This is a genomic window from Desulfotruncus arcticus DSM 17038 (assembly GCF_900113335.1).
Classification (GTDB): domain Bacteria; phylum Bacillota; class Desulfotomaculia; order Desulfotomaculales; family Desulfallaceae; genus Desulfotruncus; species Desulfotruncus arcticus.
On sequence record NZ_FOOX01000016.1, the window covers coordinates 62640 to 88687 of the forward strand.

Sequence of the window (26048 nt, forward strand, 5' to 3'; positions counted from 1 at the left end):
TTAAAATCTGATGCAACTTTTTGTTGCAAATTAAAAAATTGACGGGTAAAAACCCGGTTTTTTTATTTGCCAATATATTGCGGCAAATTAGCGGCAATAATATAATATATAATAAAAAAGACTTGGTTCAGGTGGGGTTTTGACCCCACCTGAACCTTAGTCGCACTTATTTCGAGTTTATCGCCGCTTAACTCCCGCCTGTAGAGGCGGGGAGTCTTAGCGGCGGTTAACGAGATAAAATAGTAGCGAGGGATAAATAATGCCTTATATACCGAAGTTTAATATAACACTTACAATAGCTAAAAACTTAATGGAAATACAACAAGCCAGCACCCTGGTGGAACAATTGCCGTTGCCAGCTAATATTTTAAAAGAGCTAAAACGTGATTCTTTAGTAGAAACGATTATACTTTCAACCAAAATTGAGGGTAATTTATTAGACGAAAATCTAAAAAAAGTGGCTATGACTAAAGCCGGTGAGAGTACCGAAGAGCAAGAAGTTTACAATCTCGGCAAGGCTATGGAGTTCTTGGAGGAATGTGAGAAAAGAAAACTACCAATTACAGAAGAATTAATAAAAAAACTACATGCAATAATTCAGGTTATTTCTTCTGGTAGACGGCCTAAGTTAAGTGAATACAGGGATTTTCAAAATAAGGTTGGTGAAAAGGGATCAGGCAAAATAGTTTACTTACCACCAGAGCCTCATGACGTTCAACCACTTATGGAGGATTTGGTGGCATGGGTTAATAGCCCCGAAAATATAAATATGCCTGCGCCAATTAAGGCTGGTATTTTCCTTTATCAATTTCTAACTATTCATCCTTATCTGGATGGCAATGGTAGAACCGGCAGGGCCTTGGCTACATACCTGCTGCGCCTGGCCGGGTTGGGTCTAAACGGTCTTTTTGTGCTTGAGAAATACTACGACCGCAATTTGAAGGGGTACTACGATAATCTGCAAATGGGCTTACATCATAATTATTATTTTGGGCGAAATGACCCCGACTTAACTCCCTGGTTGGAATTTTTTATTTCAGGCTTAAATGAGGTTTTTCAAGATGCAGCAATGATTGTTAAAGAAAAAAGCGCACAATTTACAGCAGTTGAGCCAAAAATCCTAAGAGAACTTGATGTGGCACAAAGACAAGTATTTGCCCAACTAGCCTTTAAACGAACCAGTATTACCCGAAAAGAATTAATAAAACTTTTGGAGTTAGGAGATAGAACAGTGCGTGATAGGGTAAATAAATGGATTAAAGATGGTTTTTTGGAGCCATTAAATCCAGAGGCAAAGCGAATCCACGCCCTGCAATTAACATCGAAATATAGGAAGCTTGCTGATACGTTAAGTAAAGAGATGGATAAGTATATTTATCTTTTAAAATAATAACAGCGATGCACTGAGAAGGGGTGGAGTATCTTGAAGTACATAGCTCTTGGTGGTGGTAATGAAGTTGGTCTGACTCACTATTAGGGAACGTGTTTGTAGCAAAAATCAATTTGTAACCAGGGGGCTTAACCCTTCGACTTTATCAATATATCAAAATTCCGATAATGAAAGCGTGATTTACAGGTATTATCAGGCAAGATGCAAAAAATAATAGTAGCCAGGATTCATAATGAATTAACCATAATGAAGCAAGATTAGGAAACCCTAAAGTGATAAAATCTACATTATGAAAGAGATTACGATAAATATATTCATAGAATTATAAAAGCCAAAAATGATTCTGATATAAAATTCCAATGGCTAATTAGCAAAAAATGAAGGCAAAAGCAACTATACTTCTGGATAACAAAGTATTTCCGGTAATTATTAAATGCAACTGGTTGGTACAACCTATACCAAATACTCCACTTTAGCGCCGGGAAAGTGCTCAGCCAGTTCCCGGTGAAAGAAAGTTTTCATCTCCTCCAGCGTCTCCTTTGGATAAACATATTTTCCATAACCAAATTGCCCGTATTTGAATTTGCGCCCGGCTTCAGCCATGGGTAAGGTGGTTTCAGGAAAGACCTCCAGGATCCGTTTTTTAGCGGATAAGGTGAACCGGTGCGAAATAAGTTCAAAGGTAATGTCTTGGTGTATTGCCGGTTTCAACTGCTTTGCCAGTGAACGAATCAAGTGGGCATAATCGTCCTGCCATCCCGGGTAGATGAATATCGGCGCGATCAAAAAACCTAATGGATAGCCTGCCCCGGCCACTTTGCCGGCGGCGTCAATCCTGGCCTTTGCAACAGGGGTACCTTTTTCGTAGGTTTTTATAACATATTCAGTGTTGATGCTGAAGCGAAATCTGGTATGGCCGTTATGATTTGCATCCAACAGGGAATCAACGTCGGTAAACTTGGTGACGAAACGGAACCGACCCAAAGGCTGTTGGCCGAAAAACTCAACCGTTCTGGCCAGCGAGCCGGTGTAAGGCTCAACGGGAACAGGGTCGGAGGTGGCAGCTCCCTCAAAGACGGTAATCTCGGGAGCTCTTTCTTTGATGTACTTTTCCGCTTGTTGTAAAATTTCATCAATATTGACGTAAACCCTTACATAGGGTTTTTTGCCCAGGGTGGTATTCAAATAGCAGTATTCGCACTGGCCGGTGCAGCTGGTGCTCAAGGGCAGTTGGTAATGGGCAGAGGGCTTGCAGGAGGAAAATTGCATAGTACGGCGCACTCCCACCACCAGGGTGCGTTTGGCCTCAAGGTAAGCCTCGCGCGGGGTTTTGCCGGGAATGCCTGTAACCCTGTTATGACTGCCAATCATGGAAACAGGTATCCGATCCAATTTGAATTTTTTAAATAGCCTGCGGCCCACCGGGTAATCCAGTGCCTTCTGTTCAAAAAAGACTCTTTGGGGAATAAACAATATTACCACCTCGGCAATAGATTCTCCCGGGGTGGTTTTAAAAATTCTTCAGGCACGCCCTAAATTCGTATCTAGGTTATATCTATTATAAAAGGAAGTTTCTTAATCAAGAAAGCGGATTGACAATGGTATTTGTTCGTGTATAAAGGTTAAGATGCTATAAGTTCCGAGACGGAAATGCCACCTGGCCAGGTCCGGTATAGGGCTTCCCCGGGCAAGATCATATAAGTAACGATCATTACGAATTTATCGCCTGCAGCGTCTAACTTATAGTTCCAGATCGTGGGTTGCTCCGCATCCAGCCAGTCTTTTAATCTTTGCTGAAGCTTAATCGGATCTTCTGAAACAAAGATTCGGGTAAGCATGCAAACACCTCCCAAGCTTTTTATGTTCATAATAAAGATTTGATCATTAGCCGGTACAGAGCTGATATTCCCAATTGTCATAGGACCTAAGACTTAACCTGCGGGTGTTTTTTCTATACCGGGAGGTAATCCGGTGCTGCAGCAAAACTGGACAGGTGAAACTTTTATAAGCTATAACTTTAAATACATCTTCAAAAGTTTCGGGACACTCTTGAACTATAATTTGAAAAAGTCATGTTTTTTAACAGCCTTTCTTTCACGTGATACAAGGCGATAAAGGTAATTACAGTTACAGAGAATACGCGAATTTCCAAGGTAGCCCAAATTTTTAGCAGACGTAAGTTTAAAAAGGTACCGGTTGTCAATGAACAAAAGATTGTCGGAGTTGTAAGCCGTGGGGACGTAGTACGGTATCTTGTACAGAAGTTTCTTCTTTAAAGCCACACTTGCAACTAGCAAAAAACTGACCATGGAGGATGAGGTTAATTATGTGCTTGAAGAAAAGCCGGCCTCATCGAGGGGCGGGCACGGGGCGTTAATCCGTTTTCTTTAGATGTTTGTCCGGTAGATATGAACTTATAACATAAAGAATTTACTGAAAGGATATTATAACTTCGATATTATTTAATCAAAAAAAGAGGTGTATCTCATGGAACTATTGGATGCAATTAAATCAAGAAGAAGTATTAGGAAATTTAAAGCACAATCAATTCCTGAAAATTATCTTAATGAACTGCTGGATGCCGGCAGAATGGCGCCATCCGGATCAAATCTTCAACCTACACGCTATGTTGTAATTGAATCTGACGAGGCCAGGGCCAAACTGAGAGATTGTTCTCCATTACCTTTCGTGTGGCAGGCGCCTGCGGTAATTGCAGTTTGTATTGATACCCAAGCTGCATATAAATCTGAGGAAAGGTTTAAAGAATTGAAAGAAGCTAATGCTTTTGTTGATACACCATTAAATAATATTGACGCTAAGGATTACATCAAAAGAAGAAGAGCAATGGATGAAGTTGCATTAAGGGCATATTTAAGTTTGAATGCAGCAATAGCCATCGACCATATCACTTTAAGAGCAGTTGACTTGGGGCTTGGTAGTTGCTGGGTAATGATGTTTGATAAAGAAAAAACCAAAAAAGCCATAAACTTGGATGATAAGTATGAAATTGTTGCCCTATTGCCGATTGGATATCCGGACCAAGAACCGGCACCAAGGCCCAGACTTCGTATGAACGAAGTATTATTGAAGAAGATGTAGTTTTAATTTTAAGGAAATATATGACGTTTAATTAGCTTAAAGTCCTCAAAAGGTACCAGCTAATCTGCTGGTTTCTTTGCTTTAAGGGGCAGTACCGGCGAAGTTAGGAGGAAATTGCAAAAGGATTTAGAATTAGTAAATAATGCCATGTAGTGATTGTAGCTTTATATTTAGGAATCAATTAATTAAAAGGTATCTTAAAATACGAATAATGAAGGGGGAAATGTTTTTTGTCTAAAATGATTGCTTGTTGCGGACTTGTTTGCTCTAACTGTCCCACATTTTTAGCCACTAAAAACGATGATGACGTAGCCAGGGAAAAAACTGCGGCTTTATATGCTAAGCTGTACGGATTTAATCTTAAGCCTGAAGAAATCAATTGTGACGGATGTTTAACAACTGGAGGGAGGCAAATTGGTTACTGTCAGACCTGTGGAATCAAGCAATGCTGCGGCCAAAAGGGCCTGGAAAACTGTGCGTATTGCACTGAACAACAGCAGTGTGAAAAAATTAAAAGCTTCCACAAATTTTCGCCGGAAGCTAAGTCTTGCTTTGAAGCACTAAAGAAGGAGATCGGCACGCTCTAATATCCCGGGTTAAAAAATTCCCGCAGCAGATATGCTTGGAACATCGGTTCAACAAAAGTATAACTTCCCCGCCCCGCTTTTTGAATTATCGCTTTGGCAATGAGGTAGTCTATCGCTCTTTTAGCTTCATTGGGGTTTATATTTTTGGCGTAGATGTTTTTACCGAAAGCAATGCGTTTCAACACATCGCGAACCTGAAAACGCTGGCTTAATTCATCCAATATTTCATCGTAAACCGGCGTTAAGGTGATCAAAGCACGATCATAACCCAGTCGGACAATACCCGGGGTGATTGTATTTTCTCCAGCTTCAAGGAGCGCGTAAAAAATCTCCGAACAGACGAGCATTGTATCTTGGGGGTGACCGCCGGTTCGGGTTAGAATCTCTTTAACAATTTCGTATTCAATGTTAATACCGCGGTCGCTATATTTTTTTATGATATATTTTATCCATGCGTTTTCCGGGATAGGAGGAATGGGAAGACTGGTGGCAAAACGATAAAAAGCTTCTTTCCGGCTCCCAAACAAAGTATCCATAATTCCTTCTTTGGAACCAAGAAACATATAGGCCACGCTTTCCTGATTCTGAAAATGGGAGCGCATCTTTTTATAAATCCCGGCATCTGCTACCCTGGAAGCATCCTGAAACTCGTCAAATAAAATAACCATGGATTTTTTATCATGTTTAGCAAGGACATCCGGCAGATCAAGAGCGTAATCAAGTAAAACGTCATCGTTTTGTTCATCATGGAGAAACCCGATCCCAAACTCTAAATCTTCAAGTTTTAAGGTAAGCTTGGCGGTACCAACAATAGACTTGGCACGGTCTTTCAGGTTATCAAATGTTCTGCGTACACCAGTCCTGTTTTCCAGGCAGGCGTTAATCAGGGAAACAGCAAAATCCCGCTTACTAGAAAGCCGGAAAAAATCAACCGCTGCTGTATAAAACCCTTCATTTTTAGCTCGTCTTAAAACTTCATTGGCCAGGGAAGTTTTACCTATTCTGCGGGGACCGGCCAACATGATACTTTGTCCCTCCACCAGCCTGGTTTGAAGCGAAACGATAAAATCCTCCCTGTCCACAACATCCCTTTCCGGAACCGGGCCGCCAAGAGGAAATAGCTTACCGGGCACAATGAACCACCTCGATTAGTATTACTTTATGAGTAATATATTATTACATATCGCGTAATATATCAACAATTAAAGCCGTTGTATAAATGTAACGGCTTTAAAAAAAACATCAACATGCTGACCTTGTGGCGCATTCATTCGCACGCCTTAAAGCTATGTTAATAGCCTGTATTGTTTTGGCGTTATTCTATGTATTTTTAGCAGGAAACCCCATTACCGGTTAAGAATAGGACAAATGGGGGTGAACTGAGTGGCTGAGATCAAGAAAAAAGTATTAAGCGTTACTCTGGGATTAGTTTTCACTTGGCTGGTGGTTTCAATATATTTTTACAGCCAGCATTTAATAGTGATAAAAGAGTACCCGCTGTACACTCGGGCCGAAACCGAAGATGCTTTGATCATTCTGAAAAACGTTGTCGCTTACAACTATAAAACAAACTATAGCTTTATTAATCATGAATCGCCCTGGTACTGGAAAGTGGCGATGAAAATAAATAACCCCCGGATTCAGCGTATTTTTATCAGTACTTGTTTTTTTTACAGCAGACCTTACATCTTTGATCCCGAAAAAAGAACCGTTAAACTCCAGGGGCTGATAGCTTTTAAAAATGTTGACCAAAACAACAGCGACTCACTTTTTGAGGACAATCCGTTTAAAGTGAATCTTTACGGAGACTTCGACGCAAGTCTTACCGATGGCTCAGGCGCCAGTAGTAGTGGTAATAGCAATATTATGTATTTTGAAGTGCACGGGGATGAAGTTTTGCTGAACAATAACCATGTCTTTAAAGCGGTTATTAAAGACAGCCAAACCGGACAAGTAATCAAGGAGTTACCCTTTAAACCCGATTGGCGATACAGTATTTATAATTTCTGGCAAAGTAAACCGGAAAAATATGGTTTCAAACCCGGGTTGGCAGTGGACAGATTTATTAACCTGGTGGAACGGGAAAATTATGCGGCGGCGGCCAATTGTCTGCATTATAAGAGAAAGGATGTATTTCCCTGGACCAACCTGGACTCCGAACTGCTTGCGTCACCCCATACTCTTAGCAAATACTATGTCGGAGATTATCTTGATTACAAAAATGTTTTTGCCGCAGATATTCTTTTTTTCAAACCCGGCAGGCAGGCACTTTCCCAGGGTGACGAATTTGCCAGGCAAACGATATTCTTGATCGATAACTATGGTCAATGGAAAATTATTGATGCTGCCCCATGCGTGAAAACAGCTAAAGAGCAGGCTTGAATCATTATGTCGGTTATTTACTGCTGTTTGCTGGTGGAGTCCCCCGGTAAAAAAGCATATTTCAAGTGTTTAAGGGGCGCCAGATTATCCAAGGGGTTCCCCGCCACGGCGATAAAGGCTGCCGGGTAACCGGGCTCAATACGGCCCCAGTCAAGATTGAGAATATTAGCTCCGTTCAAGGTGGCGCTTTGCAGTATTTGGGAGTTGGAAAGGCCGGCATTTTTGTATAGTTCCAGCTCCTGATGAAACCCGTAACCGTGCCTGACGCCTCCGGCACCGGCATCGGTGCCAACACCTAACACGACGCCTAAACCAGGGGCTTTATTGATCATGGCCAGCTGGCGCTCCACTGTTTTTTCGATTACATATCTGTTGTGGCGGTCGCTGCCCCCGGTAGTGGGGTTGCGCAGTTGAGCGGCTACCGGTATCACGGTGGGCAGCCATGGTATGCGTTTTTCGGCTAATCCGGCAAGGGAATCATCACTTAAAAAATAGCCGTGTTCAACTGTATCCACTCCGGCTGCAATTGACAGGGACACGGCCTCGTCGGAGCTGGCGTGGGCCATTACTTTCAATCCTCTATGGTGTGCCCCGTGCACTATTTGGGCCAGTTCCTCATAGGTATACTGCACCGGACCAACTTGGCCATATTCCTTGAAGCTGACAACACCGGATACGATAACTTTAACGTGATCGGCGCCAAGCGTGGCCAAATGGTCCAAAACGTTTTCCAGTTCCTGCTGCTTTGTTCCCTGTCCCAGAAAGGCCCCATAGGTTTTGGGTTTGCGCAGAGCATGCACCGGACTTTTAATTAAGGGTGCGTTGTAGCGGCTTTTGGCCTGCCGGGCGATGCCCCTGCGGTCGCCCCCGTCCCTCACCGCCAGTATGCCGCAATCCAAGGTATCGCGTAATTGTTCCTGAATTGAGCGATCCAGCTCTGCCTGGTTGTCCCAGCGCTTTAATGCCGCTGTAAAGTCTATCCCGTCCAGGGCCAGGTGAACATGGCAGTCAATTAAAGGTGGAACTATAGTAAGCCCGGCGAGATCAACCTCAACTGCAGTACGGTCAGGGCGGGAAAAGCGATAAACCTCATTCCGGTGTGTAATCGCTGCTATCCGGTTTTCCGCGACATATAATGTGCTGCCGGGGGCGCGGCCGGCTGCAAAAAACCCATCACAGTTAATTATCCTGCCCGCATGTATTTTATAGTTTTTGTCTTTTTCGAAATACATTACATTCATAGCTATAAACTACCACTTACTATTTGCCAGATCAAATTATTTTTAAATAGTAGAATTAAATAATAGAATTATCTAAAAATTATTGCTGATTGGGTTGAAGTGTGTTAAAATTGGTGACAGCAGGGCGGTATCCCGCAGGAGCCGCACCTTTAGTTTAGTTGGTTTTTTAATTAAAGTTAAATTTCCGCTTGGAGCCGGTAGGACCGAGACGGGTTAACGAGGGAAATTATTGCCCTCCGGACTTGTCCGGGGGGTTTTTGTTTTGGGTGTGGTATCGGATAACCCTGCTGCCGTTGCGGCACTACTAATAATACTAAATTTTTTACAAAACACCTCAGATTTATTTAACACTTTATTTACCGCTAGATAACCAAAAACCTAGAATTGGCCGGAAGGAGGGGAAGGTTATGAAAAAACCGGCCATAGCCATTATCGGCGCGGGAAAAGTCGGTTCGGCCCTGGGCCTTTTGCTGCAGCAAAAAGGCTATAACGTTGCCGGAGTGGCCAGTCGCACCAGTGCCTCTGCAGCTGCGCTGGCGGAGCGATTAAAATGCCCGGTTTTGACCAACCGGAAGGCTGCGGCCGGGGCGGAGCTAATCTTTATCACCACGCCTGACCGTGAAATAGCCCCGGTTTCCAAGCAAATTGCCGGGGAAGGCGGCTTTAAGTCCGGGCAGGTGGTGGCGCACACCAGCGGGGCCCACGCGGCCGGAGAATTAACGGGCGTCAGGGAGGCCGGTGCTCTGGCTGTAAGCATTCATCCTTTGCAATCCTTTGCCGAGGTTCAGGCGGCCATGGAAAACCTGCCTGGATCATACTTTTCCATTGAAGGCGATGAAGGGGCCATGCCGGTGGCAAGGCAGGTAGTAGAAGATTTAAACGGCAAGTTTTTTACCATATCGGCACAGGATAAGCCTATATATCATGCCGCGGCGTGTATTGCTTCCAACTATTTGGTGTCACTGATGCATTTTGCCACAGGACTTTATGCGGGGTTTGGCCTGGGTCCCCGGGAAGCATTTGAAGCGCTTTATCCCCTTGTTCGCGGGACGGTGGCCAATATCAGCAAGGTTGGCCCAACAGGGGCGCTGACCGGTCCGGTGGCCCGGGGGGATGGTTCCACTATTGAAGGACATTTGGAGGCATTTAAGAATCATAACCCGGAGTTGGCCGAGCTTTATGCCCGGTTGGGACGGTATACCGTGGAAGTGGCTCTGGAAAAGGGCAGTATCAATGATGGACAGGCAAATGAGCTAGAAAAAATTTTTAAGGGGGCACTTTAAATAATGAGTAATGAGCGCGTTACTACGGCAACGTTTAGAAAGTATCATGCGGAAGGCAAAAAGATCACCATGCTAACCGCCTATGATTATCCCACCGCCAGGCTGGTTGATGCAGCGGGCATCGACGCTATACTGGTCGGGGATTCCCTGGGCAATGTGGTTTTAGGTTACGGCTCCACCATACCGGTTACCATGGATGACATGGTTCACCACGTTAAAGCCGTCACCCGGGGCGTGCAGCGGGCCATGGTTGTGGCCGACCTGCCGTTTCTTTCCTATCATTTATCCAAGGAAGAGAGTTTGCGCAATGCCGGGCGGTTTATGCAGGAAGCGGGCGCCCAGGCTGTCAAACTGGAAGGCGGCAGGGAGGTTGCCGAAACGGTAAAGGCATTGACAGATGCAGGCATCCCTGTAGTTGGTCACCTGGGCCTGACACCCCAGTCGATCAACCAGATGGGCGGATACAAGGTTCAGGGTAAAGATGAGGCAGCGGCCCGTAAGTTAATTGAAGATACAAAAGCTCTGGAGAATGCGGGGGCTTTTGCGGTAGTTTTGGAATGCGTGCCAACCCCTCTGGCCGCTAAAATTACCGAAGATATAGGCATACCTACTATCGGCATCGGAGCCGGTCCCCACTGCAGCGGCCAGGTTTTGGTCTACCATGATATGCTGGGCTTTAGCGGCCAGTTTTCACCAAAATTCGTCAAGTGTTACGCCAATTTGCATGAAGCTATTATGCAGGGTTTGCAAAGCTACCGCGAAGAAGTTGAAAACGGTGCGTTTCCCGGCCCGGAACACGGCTTTGGCATGGACGAAGAGGTACTGAAAAAACTGTACTAACCCAAGGAGAGTTGATTAATGCAAATCTGCCGTACAATTAAAGATATCAGGACTTTTGTGGCCAAGTGCAAGGCTGAAGGGCAAACGGTGGGCCTTGTGCCCACCATGGGCTACTTTCACCAGGGCCACCTCAGCCTGATGCGGGAGGCTAAAAAGTCGTGCCACCGGGTGGTTGTTTCTCTGTTTGTTAACCCGCTTCAATTCGGGCCGAGGGAAGACCTGGCGCAATACCCCAGGGATTTTGAGCGGGATAGCGCCATGGCGGAAGAGGTTGGGGTTGACGCCATATTTGTTCCGCCGGACCGGGAAATGTACCCCGAGGGATTTTGCACTCATGTGGAAGTAACAGGCATTACCGACAAGCTTTGCGGGTTATCCAGGCCCGGTCATTTTCTGGGCGTAACCACCGTGGTTGCCAAACTGTTTAACATTGTTGCTCCCGACAAGGCTTTTTTTGGCCAGAAAGACGCCCAGCAGGCCATGGTCATCCGGCGGATGGCGGCAGACCTGAACATGGGGCTGGAAATAGTTGTTTTACCTATTATACGTGAAGAAGACGGTCTGGCCATGAGTTCCCGCAACGTTTATCTTGACCGGGACCAACGGCGCAACGCCACGGTGCTTTACCGGAGTCTTTGCGCCTTCCGTGAAGCCGTCGACCGGGGGGAGAAGGATGCGGAGAGCCTGCGCCGGTCGATCACAGAAATGATTGCCTCAACTCCCGGTGCGGATATAGATTATGTTGAAATTCTGTCCGTACCCAACCTGGAGCCGGTGGTTTTGCTGCAGGGCAGGGTGATGGCCGCACTGGCGGTAAGGTTTGGCGGGACCAGACTCATTGATAACATAATTGTGGAGGTTTGAGCATGTTTTTGACTGTGTTTAAGTCCAAAATTCACCGTGCCGTTGTAACTCAGGCCGACCTTAATTATGTTGGCAGCATAACTATTGACGAGGCATTGATGGAGGCTGCGGACATAATGCCCAATGAAAAGGTTCAAGTAGTCAACAACAACAACGGGGCCAGGTTCGAAACCTATGTAATTCCCGGCCCCCGCGACTCCGGCATTATCTGTCTTAACGGCGCGGCAGCCAGATTGGTGCAACCGGGCGACACGGTGATCATTATCACTTACGCTATGCTGGAACGGGAAGAAGCCCGTGTTTTTAAGCCAACCGTGGTTTTGGTTGACGAGCAAAATAAAATTATTAAAAAGTTTGAGGAGAAGCACGGGGAAAAGGCGTAGGTTTGTTGGATCAGATAACTGATTGGCAAACATCACTGCATTGGGGATACTCTTACGTTGGAGACATTTCCCGCAGGAGTATCCCCCGGTGTATTTGGCTCTAACGTAAACTTCAAACACGAAAGCAAGTTGACATAATACTCGGTTATGCATAGAATTAAAGTGCCATGAGATTAAAAATACTTAATATCTTAAAAAATAATCAGGATTGGGTTTCCGGCGAAACACTGTGCCGGGAGCTCGGTGTTTCCCGTACCGCCGTCTGGAAGCATGTTAGCGGCTTACGGGAGGACGGGTACCGGATTGAAGCCAGGGCCAACTTGGGTTACCGGCTTACAGACGCACCTGATATTCCTTACCCTGCGGAAGTCATGTCCGGGCTTTCCACCTCAGTTTTGGGTCTTAATCTGGTCCATATGGAAGAAGTGGCTTCCACCAACGCTGAGGCTAAAAAACTGGCCCGGGAAGGGTGCCCCGAAGGAACGGTAATTGTAGCTGAGACTCAAAAAGGCGGCAAGGGCCGGCTGGGCCGCGTCTGGTTTTCCCCCCGGTCCAGGGGATTGTGGTTTTCCATTGTGCTTCGCCCCCCGATCAACCTGGTAGATACACCACAGGTGACGATGGTGACGGCGGTGGCGGTGGCAACAGCCGTCAGGGAACATACAGGGGTTCCTGCGGGAATAAAATGGCCCAATGATATACTTGTTGACGGCAAGAAGATTTGCGGCATCCTGGTAGAATTAAATGCCGAAATGGACTGCGTTAACTTTCTGGTGGCGGGCATCGGCCTTAATGTAAATATCAAGAAAAATGAATTTCCCCCCGAGCTTGCAGATATTGTTACCTCGTTGGAAATAGAATCCGGACAGCATATTTACAGGGTTCCGCTTCTAAGATGCCTTTTGCAGCATCTTGAGAAATGGTACCATCGTTGGCTTAACGAAGGGTTTGCCGCAGTATTAAATAAATGGCGTCAAATGTGTGTTACCCTTGATTGCCCGGTTACCGTACATACGATTAAGGAAACCTACAGCGGCTATGCCGTTGATGTAGACGATACCGGGGCACTTCTGGTGCGTACCGGGGATGGTTCGGTTCAGCGGCTTATAGCGGGAGAGGTGACGCTGCGAAAGCAAGCATAGCAAAAAATAATAGGCGGTATCGTGCGAGTAAATTGTCAACCGGTACATTTGACGTGGTTGACAATAACTAAGCAATTAAGAAAACTAATAATTAGAACTAATAAATTAAAGGAGTGTTGTGATTTGAGTAAACTAACGCCAAGAGAAATCGTTTTAATGGCCATGTTTGCAGCTCTGGCTGTGGTGGCGGCTCTGTTATTTAGATTTCTGGGCGGTATGATCGTTCCTTTTAGCTTGTTGCCTTTTGTGGTCCTTCTGGCGGGGGGCTTGCTGGGTCCCAGGCTGGGTGCTATGAGCATGTTGCTATACGTTGTCATGGGCTTGCTGGGTATACCGGTGTTTGAAAAGCCGCCATACGGCGGGCCGGGTTATGTGCTCTTACCGACTTTCGGCTTTTTAATTGGTTTCATCGCGGCAGCCTACGTGGTTGGATTGATTTTACAGGGTAAAAGGGATGCCGGAGTGGTTCGTACGACCGTGGCGATGCTTGCAGGTGTAGTTGTCATATATGCCGTGGGGCTGCCTTACCTCTATGCAATTTTGAATTACTATGTTGGCCAAACTTATAACGTTGCTACTGTGCTGACAATCGGGTTTGTGCCTTTCATCGGATTTGATTTAATAAAAGCAGCTACCGCCGGAGTGTTGATACGATTGGTAAGCATGCGCATTCCGGAACTGCGCCGGGAACAACCCTAGGAGTTATTGCGCGGCTTGATCCGTTCTGGTAAAATTGGCGTAGATTTAAACTGGAGAAGGGGAACGAATGTGATACTGGTTTTTGATATTGGCAATACTAATATAGTTTTAGGAATCTTTCAGGGGAAAAAACTTGTGGAAAATTGGCGGTTATCCACGGCCCGGCACCGCACCTCGGATGAGTACGGAATGCTGCTGAGGGAATTATTTGATGCCTCCGGTATGGTTATGCATGATATCAAGGCCGTGGTTCTGTCCTCGGTAGTTCCTCCCATTAATTCCACCCTGGAAAAGATGTGTCAAAAATACTTTGGCTTACTGCCGCTGACCGTTGGCCCCGGCATAAAAACCGGTATTCCCATAAAATACGAAAACCCGCGTGAGGTAGGGGCCGACCGTATCGTTAATGCTGTGGCGGGATACGACCAGTACGGCGGCCCGCTGATTATAGTAGACTTTGGTACTGCCACAACTTTTTGCGCTATTTCGGGAAAAGGGGAATACCTGGGCGGTGCCATTGCACCGGGAATAGGCATATCAACCGAAGCATTGTTTGCCCGTGCGGCCAAGCTGCCCAGGGTGGAACTGGTCAAGCCCCCCACCGTAATAGGCAAAAATACCATCAATAGTATGCAGTCCGGTATTGTTTACGGGTTTGCCGGGCAGGTAAATGAAATTGTGCGCAGGATTAAAAATGAGCTGGGCAGGGAAGCCATGGTGGTGGCCACGGGCGGGCTGGCTGAACTGATTTCGGAGGAGTCCAGGGCCATCGATAAAGTGGACAAGTTCCTGACCTTAAACGGGCTTAGAATTATTTATGAGCGCAACAGTTGATTGTGGCCGGCTCGCTTTAGCCGGAGGTGGATTATTTTGATGTTTGATATAGGTGGCGTAACAATTAAAAACCGGGTCGTTTCCGCCCCCATGGCCGGAGTGACCGACCGGGCCTTTAGAATACTGGCCCGTGAACATGGCTGCGGCCTGGTTTTTACCGAAATGATCAGTGACCAGGCCCTTCTTTATGGCAGTCCCAAAACCAATGTTTTATTGGACTGCAGGGGCGAAAACGGACCCATTGCGGTGCAAATTTTCGGCAGTAACGAAGAGTATATGCAGCGGGCTGCCGAAATAATCGCCGGGCGTGGCGCTGATATCATCGATATTAACATGGGCTGCCCAACGCCGAAGATAGTTAAAAACGGAGAAGGCAGCGCCTTAATGAAAAACCCCGGCCGGGCTGCCGGGATTGTTGCCGCAGTTGTGTCACAGGTGAGCTGTCCGGTTACAGTTAAGCTGCGGAAAGGTTGGGATGAAGACAGCGTTAATGCTGTCGAGGTGGCGCTGGCTGTAGTTGAGGCCGGTGCGGCCGCAATAACTATGCATGGCAGAACCAGATCGCAGTTTTACAGTGGCGAGGCGGATTGGGGGATAATTAAAAAAGTTTGCGGGACAGTTAACGTTCCCGTTATCGGTAATGGAGACATCCATTCACCGGAAGATGCCGCCCGCATGCTGCAGGAAACCGGCTGCCAGGCTGTCATGATCGGCCGGGCAGCCATGGGCAACCCGTGGATTTTTAGCCGTACCCTGCATTATCTGGCCACCGGGGAATTGCTGCCCGGACCAACTCCGGAAATGCGCCGGGAAACAGCAGTCAGACACTATTTGCTGCTTGTGGAAACAAAGGGTGAGTATTTGGCCAACCGTGAGATGCGCAAGCATCTGGCCTGGTACACAAAGGGGCTGCGTGGTTCCGCCCGCCTGCGGGGTAAAATCAACAGCGGCAGCAGCTTTGAATTTTTTACCCGTGAATTCTGGGAACTGCTCCAGGAAGAACAATAATGGCAAAACGTGCGCTAATGGGATTGATTTAAGCGCGCGTTTTTTATTTGATGGTTTTAATTTGACTATAATGGGAACTGCTGTTAAAATATCTTTGTACACAAAAATGTGCACATTGGTTTTTTAGGGGGGCCGGCGGGTGGATTTAATACGCATCGGTGACAAAGTTGTCAGCAGGTATAAGATTGATTTTTTAATAAGCGAAATACTGCGGCTCAGGTCTTCCGGATTGTCACAAACCGATGTCGCCGGGCGGCTGGGAATCGACCGAACTTTTATTTCCCGCCTGGAAAACTTGGGTGAAGTCCGAAAGGGCAAGAGTGTGGCGGTAATTGGGTTTCCCATCGCCAACCGGGAAGAGGTTTGCTCCATGTTGAGCGCGGAGGGTGTGGACTTTATATTATTGATGAGTGAATCGGAGCGCTGGGATTATGTGCGGCAAAAAAGCGGTATCGAACTGTTTAACGCAATTATGGACATTATCGCTAAGGTGCATTCATGCGATCAGGTAGTGGTTATTGGATCGGATAAACGGATTAATTTATTGAGAGCCGTACTGGATAAAGAAGTTGTGGGATTTGAAATTGGAGAATCCCCGCTCAAGGAAGATAAGCTGGTTAACCCTGCTGAATTGCTGGCGGTTATCAGGGCTGTCAAGGCCCGTAATTAAGGAGGTCCCGTATGAATACCTTTGCTTTTATGATTCACCCTATTGAGATTGGTGATATTGCCAGGAAGTTCGGCCCCCTGGGCAAATTGCCGCCCCGTCTGGTTGAAAGCCTTTTTAAATACGCGCCTCCCCTTAAGGTTTCTCAAATAACGGGAGTTCGTTCCAAACATGCGCAGACTGAGGGATGGTTTGTTGCTTGTCCCATAACGTCCCGCCTGATGATTGACCTGCCTGAGGAATATGTCATTAAAAAAATAATCAAAACCGGCAAGCTCGCCCAAAAGCTGGGGGCCAAAATACTCGGCCTGGGGGCTTTTACTTCGGTTGTGGGGGATGCCGGAATTACGATAGACAAAAATCTTGATATTGCCGTTACTACCGGAAACAGTTATACCGTGGCGACGGCTGTGGAAGGAGCCAGAGAGGCGGCCGCACTAATGGGTCATAATTTAAAAAGATGTCACGCCGTAGTGGTTGGCGCCACCGGGTCAATCGGCCGTGTTTGCGCCAGCCTGTTGGCCAGGGATGTTCATGCGCTGACTCTGGTTGCCCGGGAGAAAACCCGTCTGGAGGAGCTGGCGCATAGAATAACCTATGAATCCGGCGTGGCGCCCAGGATCACCTCTGATATCAGGCACGCGCTGCATAATGCACAAATCGTAATTACTGTAACCAGCGCCGTTGATACCATTATTGGGGCGGAGGACCTGATGCCCGGCGCGGTTGTCTGCGACGTAAGCCGCCCGCGCAATGTTTCCCGGGAGGTGGCGGAAAAGCGCAATGACGTGCTGGTTATTGAGGGTGGTGTAGTAGAGGTGCCGGGCCAGGTTAACTTTAACTTCAATTTTGGTTTCCCTCCGGGTATGTCGTACGCTTGTATGGCTGAAACGATGATGCTGTCCATGGAAGGGCGTTATGAGAGCTTCTCCCTGGGAAGAGACATGTCTTTACAGCAGGTTGAAGAGATTTCCGCATTGGCCCGTAAACACGGCTTTAAACTGGCGGGTTTTCGCAGCTTCGAAAGGGCGGTAACCCGGGAGCAGATAGCCCGGATCAGAGAAAATGCCAGGCATGCCTTAAACACTCCCCGGGCCAAATAATAATACCTTTAACCGGCAAGCAAAGGGATACAGGCTTTTATTGGTTCACCTTGGTTATTAAACGTGTTGGTTATTTTAACATTGATACCGTAGGCTGCTTTTAAGTTTTTCTCTGTAATCACTTCATCCGCACTGCCTATGATAAAAACATTTTTTCTTTGCAGCAGGGCAACCTTGGTTGAACAAAGAAAAGCATGATCCGGAAAATGTGACGTCATGATTACTCCCAATCCCCTTTGAGACAGGCGATTGATCTGTTCCAGCACTCTGATCTGGTTGCCGAAATCCAAATTGGAAGTCGGCTCGTCCATGACCAGGATCTCCGGTTGTTGGGCCAACGCCCGGGCAATCAGCACCATCTGCCGCTCACCGCCGCTGATTTCGGTATAAATTCGGTCTTTGAGGAAAGAAACATTGAGGATTTCCAGAGCTTCCTCGGCAATGGCCAGATCAGCCCGGGAAGGCGATCCGATCAGACCCAGGTGGGCGGTCCTGCCCATAACCACCACATCGATAACTTTGAAGGGAAAAGGCGGGGTATGGGCCTGAGGCACATACCCCATGGCTTTGGCCAGGCGTTTGCGCGACCAGGTTTGCACATTCTCCCCGTCCAGTGATATTTCGCCCCCGCGCAGTTTTAAAAAACCCAGGATGGTTTTAAACAAGGTAGTTTTCCCCACCCCGTTGGGTCCCAGAAGACACAATATTTCTCCGGATTCCAGTTTGATGGATATATCTTCAACAACATTTTGTTTGCCATAGCCGCATGAAGCGTGTTTGATCTCCAGTTTCAAGGGCCGCACCTCCCAGGTTAACAGCTTACTCTATAAAGTCCGGGGCTTTACGGGGGCTCCCGCAGTCAGTTGTTCCGCCATTTCCACTTGTTGCTGGGCTTGCTGAAAGAGCGGTTGACCTCCGCCGGAGAAAAATCTACGCCATAAAATTGCTTATAAAACCTTTTTGCTTCTGTCCATACATCAAAATGATATATCCCGGGATGCAGCATATTGGCTATATGCATCAGACCCAGTATCCACCGGGGGCTGCCAAAATCCCAGCCGGGGGCGGGGTGGGTATATATGCGTTTGTTTTTAACTGCCGCTACATTTATTCCGGTTTTACAGCATTCCGCATAAAAATCCTCAACGTAAGAGGATAGGAAAGCCGAAATAAATATAACTTCCGGGTTGAGGTCGTTTAATTGTTCAACAGAAATTTTCATTCCGGGTCTGCCGGAATATTCTATTTCCTTATTTATACTAAATCCCCCGGCTGCTTCAACCAACTGATTTTCGAAGCGTTTTCCCATCAGACAAAAAGGTGGTTTCCCCATGGCATAATAAACACGGGGTCTCTTCTGAACATGGGGCAAGGACGTGTTAATCAAGGAAATTTTTTCTTGCATATAAGCAACCAACTCCGCGGCCTGATCTTCCATCTGGATCAACCGGCCAAAATAGTTGATTATCTCAAAATAAGAATCAATGTTTTGAATCCCCCGGTGCAATTGGGGCAGTCCATTATGACTGAGCATATCTTCCCAAACCTGCACCACCTTTTTAATATCAGTGACGCCTATGGTGATTAAGATTGCTTCCACCATTTCCAGCGCTCTGGTAAAGGGGTAGCCTCCCTGAAAATCCTCTTCCTGGTACTTTATTTCTGCCGGAAGTGCTTTTATCGGAATTGTCCAGCCGCATTGCGGGCAAACATTTTTTCGGGTTGAACCGGACTCGGAAAACAATAATTTTGCTCCCATCGGGCCGTAAAAGTCTCTTTTAAAGATAACTTCTCCGCAGTTGGGACAGAATGTATGGAGATAGTCGGTTCCGGGTGAATTAAAAAGATATACATAGTTGAGATATTTTCTTAAACGATGATAAAGACTTTCAGCCTCCCGGATAGAGGGCTCCAGAGCCGGGTCGGCTCCTTCCAAAGGGATGTAACGCATTAGCTGCAAAGGTATTTCCGGCGATATGTTTGCTATTCTCCCGGCCAGTTCCAATACTTCTTCCATATTATTGTTTTGCAAAATACATGATACTTCTACATGGACGCCATTTTCATGGAGCTGTTTAATATTTCTCAGAACCGGTTCTACCGTACTGCCGCCGCAGTTTTGGTAAGCCCGGGGAGACAATCCTTTTACGCCTACATTAATGAAATCTAGAAAACGGCTGATCTCAGCCAGCGAGGTTTCGGTAAAATATGCATTTGAGGAACAGCCAACCAATAAGCCGCTCTTTTTGGCCGTAGCGGCTACTTTAAGAAAGGTGGGAAATGATGCCAGGGGATCATTTAGTAAAAATGCGATGCCGATGCAGTCATTTTTTACCGCTTCATCCAGCACCTGCTGGGGAGATAATTCTCGCAAGGCTTTACTGGTATGGACCATTTCCCTGGCAATAACCGTGGAAAAGCAGCCTTGACAATTTAAATTGCAGCCTGTAGTACTGATTTGCAGGAATTTACCTCTCGGGTGAAAGTGCAAAACTGGCATTGTTTCAATGGAAATGGGACATATAGTCAAGTATTTATCGGGGAAAAGTTCAATTATTTTTTCCCCGTTGTTTTTATAACGTCCACAGGCTCCGGTATTTCCTTCCGGAATAGTGCAGCCTCTCTCACAGATAGTACATTTCATTTTTCCTGTCTCCTTATTTGTATCCATAACCCTGCTTCATCCCGATTTATTTCAAAAAAAGGTATTTTCGTCTGTTGCAGTATTTTTATGAAAGTTTCCGGGGCATTCTCCCCAATGTTTTTATTCAGCATGGCACGCCAATTTTTATTCTCTTTTTCCATTCTGGCAGTAATTTTCTTTTTTAGCTCCGCCGTACCAAAACCGCCGCCAATGTATGTAACCCCACCCGGGGCAAGTACCCGGTAGATTTCTTCAAAGGCTTTTTGCCGGTCTTCCCAGAAGAATATTGAGCCCCTGCTGATAATCAGATCGATGGATTGATCAGGTAGTGGGATTTCTTGAACATCGGCAAGTATGGTTTGCATTCTTGTTGTCAGCCTGGCGGCAGAAATATTCCCGGCGGCAATCTCCAGCATTTCCGGTGACTTATCCAATAAATGAATATAAAGATCCGTAATCCTGGCCAGGGCAATGCCCAAATAACCGCCGCCGCAGCCGAGCTCCAAACACTTTCCTCCGGTTATGCCGGTTTTGAGTTGGATTTGCTCCGCAATAACAGGATAAATCGGGGCAAATACTTCCCGGGCGATTTTATCAAACTCGGGAACATTCGTTTTTATCTCACCCATGCTTCTTAACACCTTTCCTTCCGGATTTCTTCCGTAACAACATTAAAAATTTCATTGCCCGGCCAAGATAATTTGTTACTGCTTAACTTTTACCGACATCTTCCGTCCATATCTGATTATCTGCCGCATTCCGGCGCACTGGCTGATGCCTGTCAGGATAGCATTCCGGTTCGATGACAGCCATCTTGTTCCTGAGAGAACAGTAACCCCGGAACCGCTAAAGGCATCAGGGTACAAGGGTGTGCTGGCGCCTACCATAACCACATCCCGGGTATTGGTACAAAACTTTAAAAGTTTTTCCAGGGTTTTGTTTATAAGAGAGGTGCTGCTGACAAAAACCACCTGACACTCCGGCAAAAGTTGCGGTTGGGCCGTTTCCGGGTAATAAAGACCGGAAGCCTGCTCACCCCTTTCAAAGATTAGTAGGCGCCGGACTTTGCCCTCCAAATTGGCGATAACGGGACCGATATGCCCAATTACCCCGACAGTGTCGGAGGGTTGAATTTCTACGGCAAATACTGCATCAGTACTGTGAGGATTATTTTCCTGTTCCAATCTTTCGAATTCAGCAGCGGAGTTTAATACAGCCAACCCCATGGCAACATCTATGACATTTTTGCCCTCCAAAGCCCATCCGGCAACCTCCCCGGCGGGCATTCCCGCAAGGCTTCCGCCATGAGGAAGGGCTGTACAGGAATGACCTATTTCATTTTTTAAAACATAGGTAACACCTATAGAGCCGTCATCCAATTCAACAGCCATCAAATTCAATCCCACCCGGACCTCGCTTATTTTTTTTCCCGCTAGCCTTGGCCGGGCTGAATCATAGACGCGTTCCAAAATCATGCCGAACACCTCCTTACTCTATATCCATTCCAAGGGCCAGCGTAATTCCGCTTCCACGGTTACACCTGCTTTATATCCGTCAACCTCTCCGGGAATGCGGAGATAGGCGTTGGCTTGCAGCATCCTGGCCAAGGGAGAAAAACGGTTTCCGGCCGGTTTGGCCGCATAGGCTCCGTTAAACTTTTGTATTTGCAACCGGGCATAAAAGTCAAAGGGCATAGGGGCAGGGATATCTTCCAGCAGTTTTACTTGTAACCCCCTGGGTGTTATGGTGGGTTGAGATAGATATTTATTGATCAGGGGCGCTACATACCAATCAATGGCATATTCAGCGCCTATGGTTGGTCCTACCGTGCCAACAATGGGTTTTGTCCCGGCAACAAGTCATGGTGGTATGCGCACCCGGTTTTGCCGCCTTTAATAAGCCCTCCAAAGTGTCATTGATTAAAGTTGTGCCGGTTATGACCAGCACATCGGCCTGGGGAACAATTTCAGCGGCTTTGTCCCCATGTGCATAAAAAGGCATTTCATCCGGTTTTAAAGTAGAGGGGTCCATTTCCAGGAGCGTGAAATGTCGGCCGCGTTTTTTTCAGCTTCTTTAAAAAGGGAGCCAGGGCACCTACCACAACAACATGGGCTTCATCCGGAATTGCCACTACATCCAGGGCATATAATCGGAGCAAGACAGTATTTTACCAACCTCTTCATACACTTACCTCCTCGTCTTAATTCAGTTAGTTGGCCGCCGGCTTTTGACTCAGCAGTGTTTTTGCCTGTTCATCGGTAAGATTGTAGTGATAGAATTTCTGATAAAAGTCTTTTACCTCCGCCACCATGTCGTAGTTAAACACCTGGGGATAGAGCAAATTGCCGAGCCATTTGAACCCGATAATCCGGTTAATTGAGGGCGGCCTGTCAAACCAGTTATAAGGGGCATTGGGAATTCGATAAACTTGATGTTGTTGAACAGCCTTAATTTCCTGCCAGGCCGGGTCACTTAGAATCCCCTGATAGAATCCTCCCTGATTCTCCTGCCAGGCCAGGATTACCTCGGGATTCCAGGACAGTACCTGCTCCATGGAAACCGGTGTCCTGCCCGCGTTCATTCCCCCGGTTCCCTGTTCGGTAACGTCAGCCACGTTAAGTCCACCGACCACCTGCAGTGTTTCAATATGCCTTGAACCGTCCGGTTCTGTTTCCAAGCCTTTGGGGCCTTCCGCGTAATATACCCTGACCCGCTGCTCCGGGGGAATTTGGGCGGCTCTGGCTGTAACATCGGCAATTGTATTACGGCAGTACTCAGCCAACTCTTGGGCGCGGGCTTTTTCGCCAAGCAGGTCTCCCAGAAATTCAAGGGCCTTGTCCATATCCGTCACAGGGGCGTCAACCAAAACAACCGGTATTTCCAATTGCTTTTGAATTTTATCGGCGTTAGAAATATTCGTTTCCGAAATGTCGCCCATGTCGATAATGACGTCGGGATGTATTTTTAATAACTCCTCTATGTTACCGGTGTTTTTGGCATACCAGCCTCCGAGATTGGGTAAAGATTGGCACTCGGGCAAAATAAACTTTTTCTCGTCAGGCCGCAATTCAGAATTCCAACCCACCATTTTATCCGGGCACAGCGCATAAAGCGCAATGGCGCCCACCGGGCTGGTTGAGAAGGCCGTCTCAATCGTGGCGGGAACAGTTACGGTTCGCCCCGCCATATCTTGAATCGTACGTGTTGCGGCGTCCTGGCCGGCCGGTGTTGAAGCAGTCCGGCCGCATCCGGCGAGATTTAACATAAGCCAAACGATGACGGTCAGACCGAGCAAACAGCTGATTTTTCTTTTTCCCATGCAGTTACTCTCCCCTTATCTTGATATTTGCAGAAACGTTTTAACTGAATTTTTCCGATCACTCCCCTCCTTTCCGGCCGGATACCAGCAGGTAGAAAAAAAACGGCGCTCCGATGAGTGCGGTAAGAATTCCCAGGGGAATTTCCACGGAAGCCACGCAGCGGGCCAAATCATCAACCAGCAGCAGATAGGCGCCGCCAAGAATAATTGATGTCGGCAGCAGTATTTTATAATTGGGGCCGACAATCATGCGCGCCCAGTGCGGCACGATCAGCCCCACCCAGCCGACGAGACCGCTGATTGATACGGCGGCCGCGGTCATAAGCGTAGAACACAAGATGACAACAAGCCTTAATTTTCTTGTCTCCAGTCCCATGGCCATTGCTTCTTCTTCGCCCAGGGATAAGACATTCAGCCGCCACCGCAGAATGTACAGGGGTATTCCTCCCAGCAAAATGGGAATAATTCCTGTCAACACATCTTGCGGTGTTATGGCGGCCAGGCTGCCCATCAGCCAAAAAGTAATAGCCGGAAGCTTATCATAGGGGTCGGCCACAAACTTGATCAACGACGTGGCTGAACTAAACATCGTGCCCACCAATACCCCGGTTAAAACCAATACCAGCGTGGGGTCCAGCCGGACCTTTCTGCTGATAAAATAAGTGAGCATCACGGCAATGAGGCCAAAGATAAATGATGATAACTGAATGCCGAAAACATTAAACGAGAAATAAATACCCATGGCGGCTCCAAATCCCGCACCGGCAGAGGCCCCGAGAATATCCGGAGATACCAGCGGATTCTTGAACATGCCCTGGTAAGCCGCTCCGGAAGCGGCCAGGGCGGCCCCGACCAGCATGGCTGCAAAAATTCTTGGCAGCCGCACATTGAATACCACGATATCCATGGTCGCCGGCCAGGTATGAGGGATGGGAAATATTTTGGCGGCCAAAATCAAAAATAAATTGTCCGGTGACACCGGGTACCTGCCGAGGGGGAAGGAAAGAATAAAAATTAAAAGGGCTATACCCACGAGAATTGCTTCCTTATGCCAGTGCTTCAATGTTTTGGTTTTAAGTCTTTTCGCCAGCCCCAATTTTTTACCGGCCTTTCCGACCGTCATTCCGTCAGACATTCTTTACCTCTGAACTTGATATTTTAACCATACTGCAGCCGTGCTGAAATATGGCCATACCGCCACCGCCCTGCCGGATAAAGTCCCATACCCCGGCATCAGTTATCACCGATCCGGCCAGGGTGGAAATGCCGTGGGCGAACAGCCGCGGGGTTAAAGGCGTACTTGGCCCCACCAGGATCACCTTGCTTTTTCCCGTCAGCTGCAGCAGGCGCGGGAGGGTTTTGTTGATCAGCGTAGTGCCTGTAATAAAGACATAATCTTGCTGCGGCAAAAGGTATTCGCAGGCCGGATCGGGGAAATCACCGCGCCCGGGCCACCGCTCAAGCACGGAAAGTTCGCAAATCTTATTTAGCTGATCCAAGTCGGGGAAACGTCCAATCACTGCCACTTTCTTGCCGGAAAGCCGATTACCATAATAGGTGAAAGCATTTGTTTGTTGATGCTCGCTTACGGAACGCCCCGTCATCCGCTTGACCTGCTCTTCGGTGTTAACAGCGGAATTGATTGCCGCCAGGGCAACCGCCGCCTCAAAATTGTCCCACGATTTGATATAGCCCGCCAGTTCCCGCACACCCATCCCCACAATGCCGCCGGCCATGCTTACCGAACCGGAGCCTTCTGTTGGTGTCATGGCAACACCGGTGGTTTTCGATTTAACCAGAGTCCAATGCAGCCCGACACAACAATCACTTACCACTAAGTTCCGGGGCACGGACTCAATTAACTCGTCGTAGATTTTCCACATTAATATCTGCCTCCTTGTCCGTTGTTTGATCAACTGTTCACCGCCGCAAGCGCTGTGAACAGGCATATTATTTAGGTAATTAACGGATTAGACCATAAGATACAAGGAAAATTGCGCAGCGCACGGAGGGAACCACCGGAGCGCCAGATGCAAGTAACTTAAAAACTTTTTTCAGGGTAGTTTGTTGGTTGCATAAATAAATATAGCATTACATAACGTGATGTCAGTGTTGATATTTTGGTAATGACGCAATATGTAAATAAACAAAACAATATGTAACGTATTATGAGGTAATAATAAATTATGGTAAAATACTTGTCAATAGAGTTAAGCCGGAGCCGGGCAAAAAAGAGCAGCACCGGGTGTATCGACGGCGCTGCTCTTTTTTATGTAAAAATGTCTATGGATTGTTATCTGTTAGAATTTATTTTTTAGAGAGATCCATCAGGTAATTGTTTAAATTTAAATAGATTGCGTGGAATTAATACGTATCGGAGAAAGCTTGAAAAAATAATTTGAAAATTTTCGAGGAAAAAGTGTTACCAAATCATACCTTCAAACGTTTATATAGTAGAGGGTGAAATAATCTCTCAAAAAAAGCGAAAGAAGGAAGGAATGATAATGATAAATCTATCAATGATCTGTTAGCGTCTGAAATGATATGATATACTAAAGAAAGG

At 46.8% G+C, this 26048-nt stretch carries 28 protein-coding genes; 15 read left to right on the top strand and 13 right to left on the bottom strand.

The features are described from left to right. Positions 1–259 precede the first annotated feature (259 nt). Positions 260–1390, top strand: coding sequence for a Fic family protein (locus tag BM056_RS18860; protein ID WP_092473341.1), 1131 nt, complete (start codon positions 260–262; stop codon positions 1388–1390). Positions 1391–1843: 453 nt separating this feature from the next. Here the strand turns inward: BM056_RS18860 and splB are convergent, their stop codons facing one another. Together splB and BM056_RS18870 are read right to left on the bottom strand one after the other, a co-directional pair. After that, positions 1844–2863 (bottom strand): spore photoproduct lyase, encoded by a 1020-nt coding sequence (gene splB, locus BM056_RS18865; protein ID WP_207648222.1) that lies wholly within the window; start codon positions 2861–2863, stop codon positions 1844–1846. A 149-nt stretch (positions 2864–3012) separates the two neighbouring features. Continuing rightward, on the bottom strand, positions 3013–3228 hold the full coding sequence (locus BM056_RS18870) for a hypothetical protein (protein ID WP_092473344.1): 216 nt from the start codon (positions 3226–3228) through the stop codon (positions 3013–3015). A 282-nt stretch (positions 3229–3510) separates the two neighbouring features. On the opposite strand from BM056_RS18870, the gene BM056_RS27700 reads away from it, so the two are divergent. The 3 genes from BM056_RS27700 (at position 3511) to BM056_RS18885 (ending at position 5076) form a co-directional block, all read left to right on the top strand. Next, positions 3511–3666 (top strand): CBS domain-containing protein, encoded by a 156-nt coding sequence (locus tag BM056_RS27700; protein WP_353740153.1) that lies wholly within the window; start codon positions 3511–3513, stop codon positions 3664–3666. A 211-nt stretch (positions 3667–3877) separates the two neighbouring features. Next, a complete protein-coding gene (locus tag BM056_RS18880) occupies positions 3878–4489 on the top strand; it encodes a nitroreductase family protein (RefSeq protein ID WP_092473346.1) in 612 nt (203 codons plus the stop codon). Positions 4490–4728: 239 nt separating this feature from the next. After that, the gene (locus BM056_RS18885) at positions 4729–5076 is read left to right on the top strand and encodes a DUF3795 domain-containing protein (protein WP_238456558.1); all 348 of its coding nucleotides are present in this window, start codon (positions 4729–4731) and stop codon (positions 5074–5076) included. On the opposite strand, the gene BM056_RS18890 is transcribed toward BM056_RS18885, so the two are convergent. Further along, positions 5073–6209: an AAA family ATPase gene (locus BM056_RS18890; RefSeq protein WP_092473351.1), complete on the bottom strand. Its 1137-nt coding sequence runs from the start codon at positions 6207–6209 to the stop codon at positions 5073–5075. The genes BM056_RS18885 and BM056_RS18890 overlap by 4 nt on opposite strands. Positions 6210–6459: 250 nt before the next feature. On the opposite strand from BM056_RS18890, the gene BM056_RS18895 reads away from it, so the two are divergent. Continuing rightward, positions 6460–7458 carry a hypothetical protein gene (locus tag BM056_RS18895; protein WP_092473353.1) on the top strand — a complete coding sequence of 333 codons (999 nt, stop codon included), beginning with the start codon at positions 6460–6462 and terminating at the stop codon, positions 7456–7458. A gap of 17 nt (positions 7459–7475) precedes the next feature. Here BM056_RS18895 and BM056_RS18900 read toward each other — a convergent pair whose 3' ends face one another. Beyond that, the gene (locus tag BM056_RS18900) at positions 7476–8690 is read right to left on the bottom strand and encodes an amidohydrolase family protein (RefSeq protein WP_165613613.1); all 1215 of its coding nucleotides are present in this window, start codon (positions 8688–8690) and stop codon (positions 7476–7478) included. Positions 8691–9106: 416 nt separating this feature from the next. Here BM056_RS18900 and BM056_RS18905 point away from each other — a divergent pair, with 416 nt between their 5' ends. The 10 genes from BM056_RS18905 to BM056_RS18950 all read left to right on the top strand — a co-directional run bounded on the left by BM056_RS18905 (position 9107) and on the right by BM056_RS18950 (position 17522). Continuing rightward, complete coding sequence (locus BM056_RS18905; protein WP_092473357.1) at positions 9107–9982, top strand: Rossmann-like and DUF2520 domain-containing protein; 876 nt, start codon at positions 9107–9109, stop codon at positions 9980–9982. 3 nt (positions 9983–9985) lie between these two features. Further along, complete coding sequence (gene panB / locus BM056_RS18910) at positions 9986–10822, top strand: 3-methyl-2-oxobutanoate hydroxymethyltransferase (protein ID WP_092473359.1); 837 nt, start codon at positions 9986–9988, stop codon at positions 10820–10822. A gap of 18 nt (positions 10823–10840) precedes the next feature. After that, a complete protein-coding gene (gene panC, locus BM056_RS18915) occupies positions 10841–11686 on the top strand; it encodes a pantoate--beta-alanine ligase (protein ID WP_092473361.1) in 846 nt (281 codons plus the stop codon). Positions 11687–11688: 2 nt separating this feature from the next. Further along, positions 11689–12069 (top strand): aspartate 1-decarboxylase, encoded by a 381-nt coding sequence (panD, locus tag BM056_RS18920; RefSeq protein ID WP_092473363.1) that lies wholly within the window; start codon positions 11689–11691, stop codon positions 12067–12069. 167 nt (positions 12070–12236) lie between these two features. After that, the gene (locus BM056_RS18925) at positions 12237–13211 is read left to right on the top strand and encodes a biotin--[acetyl-CoA-carboxylase] ligase (protein ID WP_092473365.1); all 975 of its coding nucleotides are present in this window, start codon (positions 12237–12239) and stop codon (positions 13209–13211) included. 123 nt (positions 13212–13334) lie between these two features. After that, a complete protein-coding gene (locus BM056_RS18930) occupies positions 13335–13910 on the top strand; it encodes a biotin transporter BioY (protein WP_092473367.1) in 576 nt (191 codons plus the stop codon). Between the two features lie 69 nt (positions 13911–13979). Further along, the gene (locus BM056_RS18935) at positions 13980–14744 is read left to right on the top strand and encodes a type III pantothenate kinase (RefSeq protein WP_092473369.1); all 765 of its coding nucleotides are present in this window, start codon (positions 13980–13982) and stop codon (positions 14742–14744) included. Positions 14745–14783: 39 nt separating this feature from the next. Further along, positions 14784–15752 (top strand): tRNA dihydrouridine synthase DusB, encoded by a 969-nt coding sequence (dusB, locus tag BM056_RS18940; RefSeq protein ID WP_092473371.1) that lies wholly within the window; start codon positions 14784–14786, stop codon positions 15750–15752. Between the two features lie 139 nt (positions 15753–15891). Beyond that, entirely contained in the window at positions 15892–16422 is a 531-nt protein-coding gene (locus tag BM056_RS18945) for a helix-turn-helix domain-containing protein (protein WP_092473373.1), read from the top strand. Between the two features lie 11 nt (positions 16423–16433). Then, positions 16434–17522: an NAD(P)H-binding protein gene (locus BM056_RS18950; RefSeq protein ID WP_092473375.1), complete on the top strand. Its 1089-nt coding sequence runs from the start codon at positions 16434–16436 to the stop codon at positions 17520–17522. 8 nt (positions 17523–17530) lie between these two features. Here the strand turns inward: BM056_RS18950 and BM056_RS18955 are convergent, their stop codons facing one another. From BM056_RS18955 to BM056_RS18995, 9 genes are all read right to left on the bottom strand, one after another. Continuing rightward, on the bottom strand, positions 17531–18316 hold the full coding sequence (locus BM056_RS18955; RefSeq protein ID WP_092473377.1) for an ABC transporter ATP-binding protein: 786 nt from the start codon (positions 18314–18316) through the stop codon (positions 17531–17533). 65 nt (positions 18317–18381) lie between these two features. Further along, positions 18382–20193, bottom strand: a complete 1812-nt coding sequence (locus BM056_RS18960) for a radical SAM protein (RefSeq protein ID WP_238456553.1) — start codon at positions 20191–20193, stop codon at positions 18382–18384. Further along, complete coding sequence (locus BM056_RS18965) at positions 20163–20795, bottom strand: class I SAM-dependent methyltransferase (RefSeq protein WP_092473381.1); 633 nt, start codon at positions 20793–20795, stop codon at positions 20163–20165. The genes BM056_RS18960 and BM056_RS18965 overlap by 31 nt, the downstream gene beginning before the upstream one ends. A gap of 75 nt (positions 20796–20870) precedes the next feature. Continuing rightward, complete coding sequence (locus BM056_RS18970; RefSeq protein ID WP_092473382.1) at positions 20871–21641, bottom strand: DUF364 domain-containing protein; 771 nt, start codon at positions 21639–21641, stop codon at positions 20871–20873. Between the two features lie 18 nt (positions 21642–21659). Continuing rightward, on the bottom strand, positions 21660–22004 hold the full coding sequence (locus BM056_RS27530) for a molybdopterin-binding domain-containing protein (protein ID WP_337833530.1): 345 nt from the start codon (positions 22002–22004) through the stop codon (positions 21660–21662). After that, complete coding sequence (locus BM056_RS18980) at positions 21970–22197, bottom strand: Rossmann-like domain-containing protein (RefSeq protein ID WP_207648223.1); 228 nt, start codon at positions 22195–22197, stop codon at positions 21970–21972. The genes BM056_RS27530 and BM056_RS18980 overlap by 35 nt, the downstream gene beginning before the upstream one ends. 178 nt (positions 22198–22375) lie before the next feature. Then, complete coding sequence (locus BM056_RS18985; protein ID WP_092473385.1) at positions 22376–23485, bottom strand: ABC transporter substrate-binding protein; 1110 nt, start codon at positions 23483–23485, stop codon at positions 22376–22378. Between the two features lie 58 nt (positions 23486–23543). Then, positions 23544–24620: a FecCD family ABC transporter permease gene (locus tag BM056_RS18990; protein ID WP_092473386.1), complete on the bottom strand. Its 1077-nt coding sequence runs from the start codon at positions 24618–24620 to the stop codon at positions 23544–23546. After that, entirely contained in the window at positions 24613–25368 is a 756-nt protein-coding gene (locus tag BM056_RS18995) for a DUF364 domain-containing protein (protein WP_092473388.1), read from the bottom strand. The genes BM056_RS18990 and BM056_RS18995 overlap by 8 nt, the downstream gene beginning before the upstream one ends. Positions 25369–26048 lie beyond the last annotated feature (680 nt).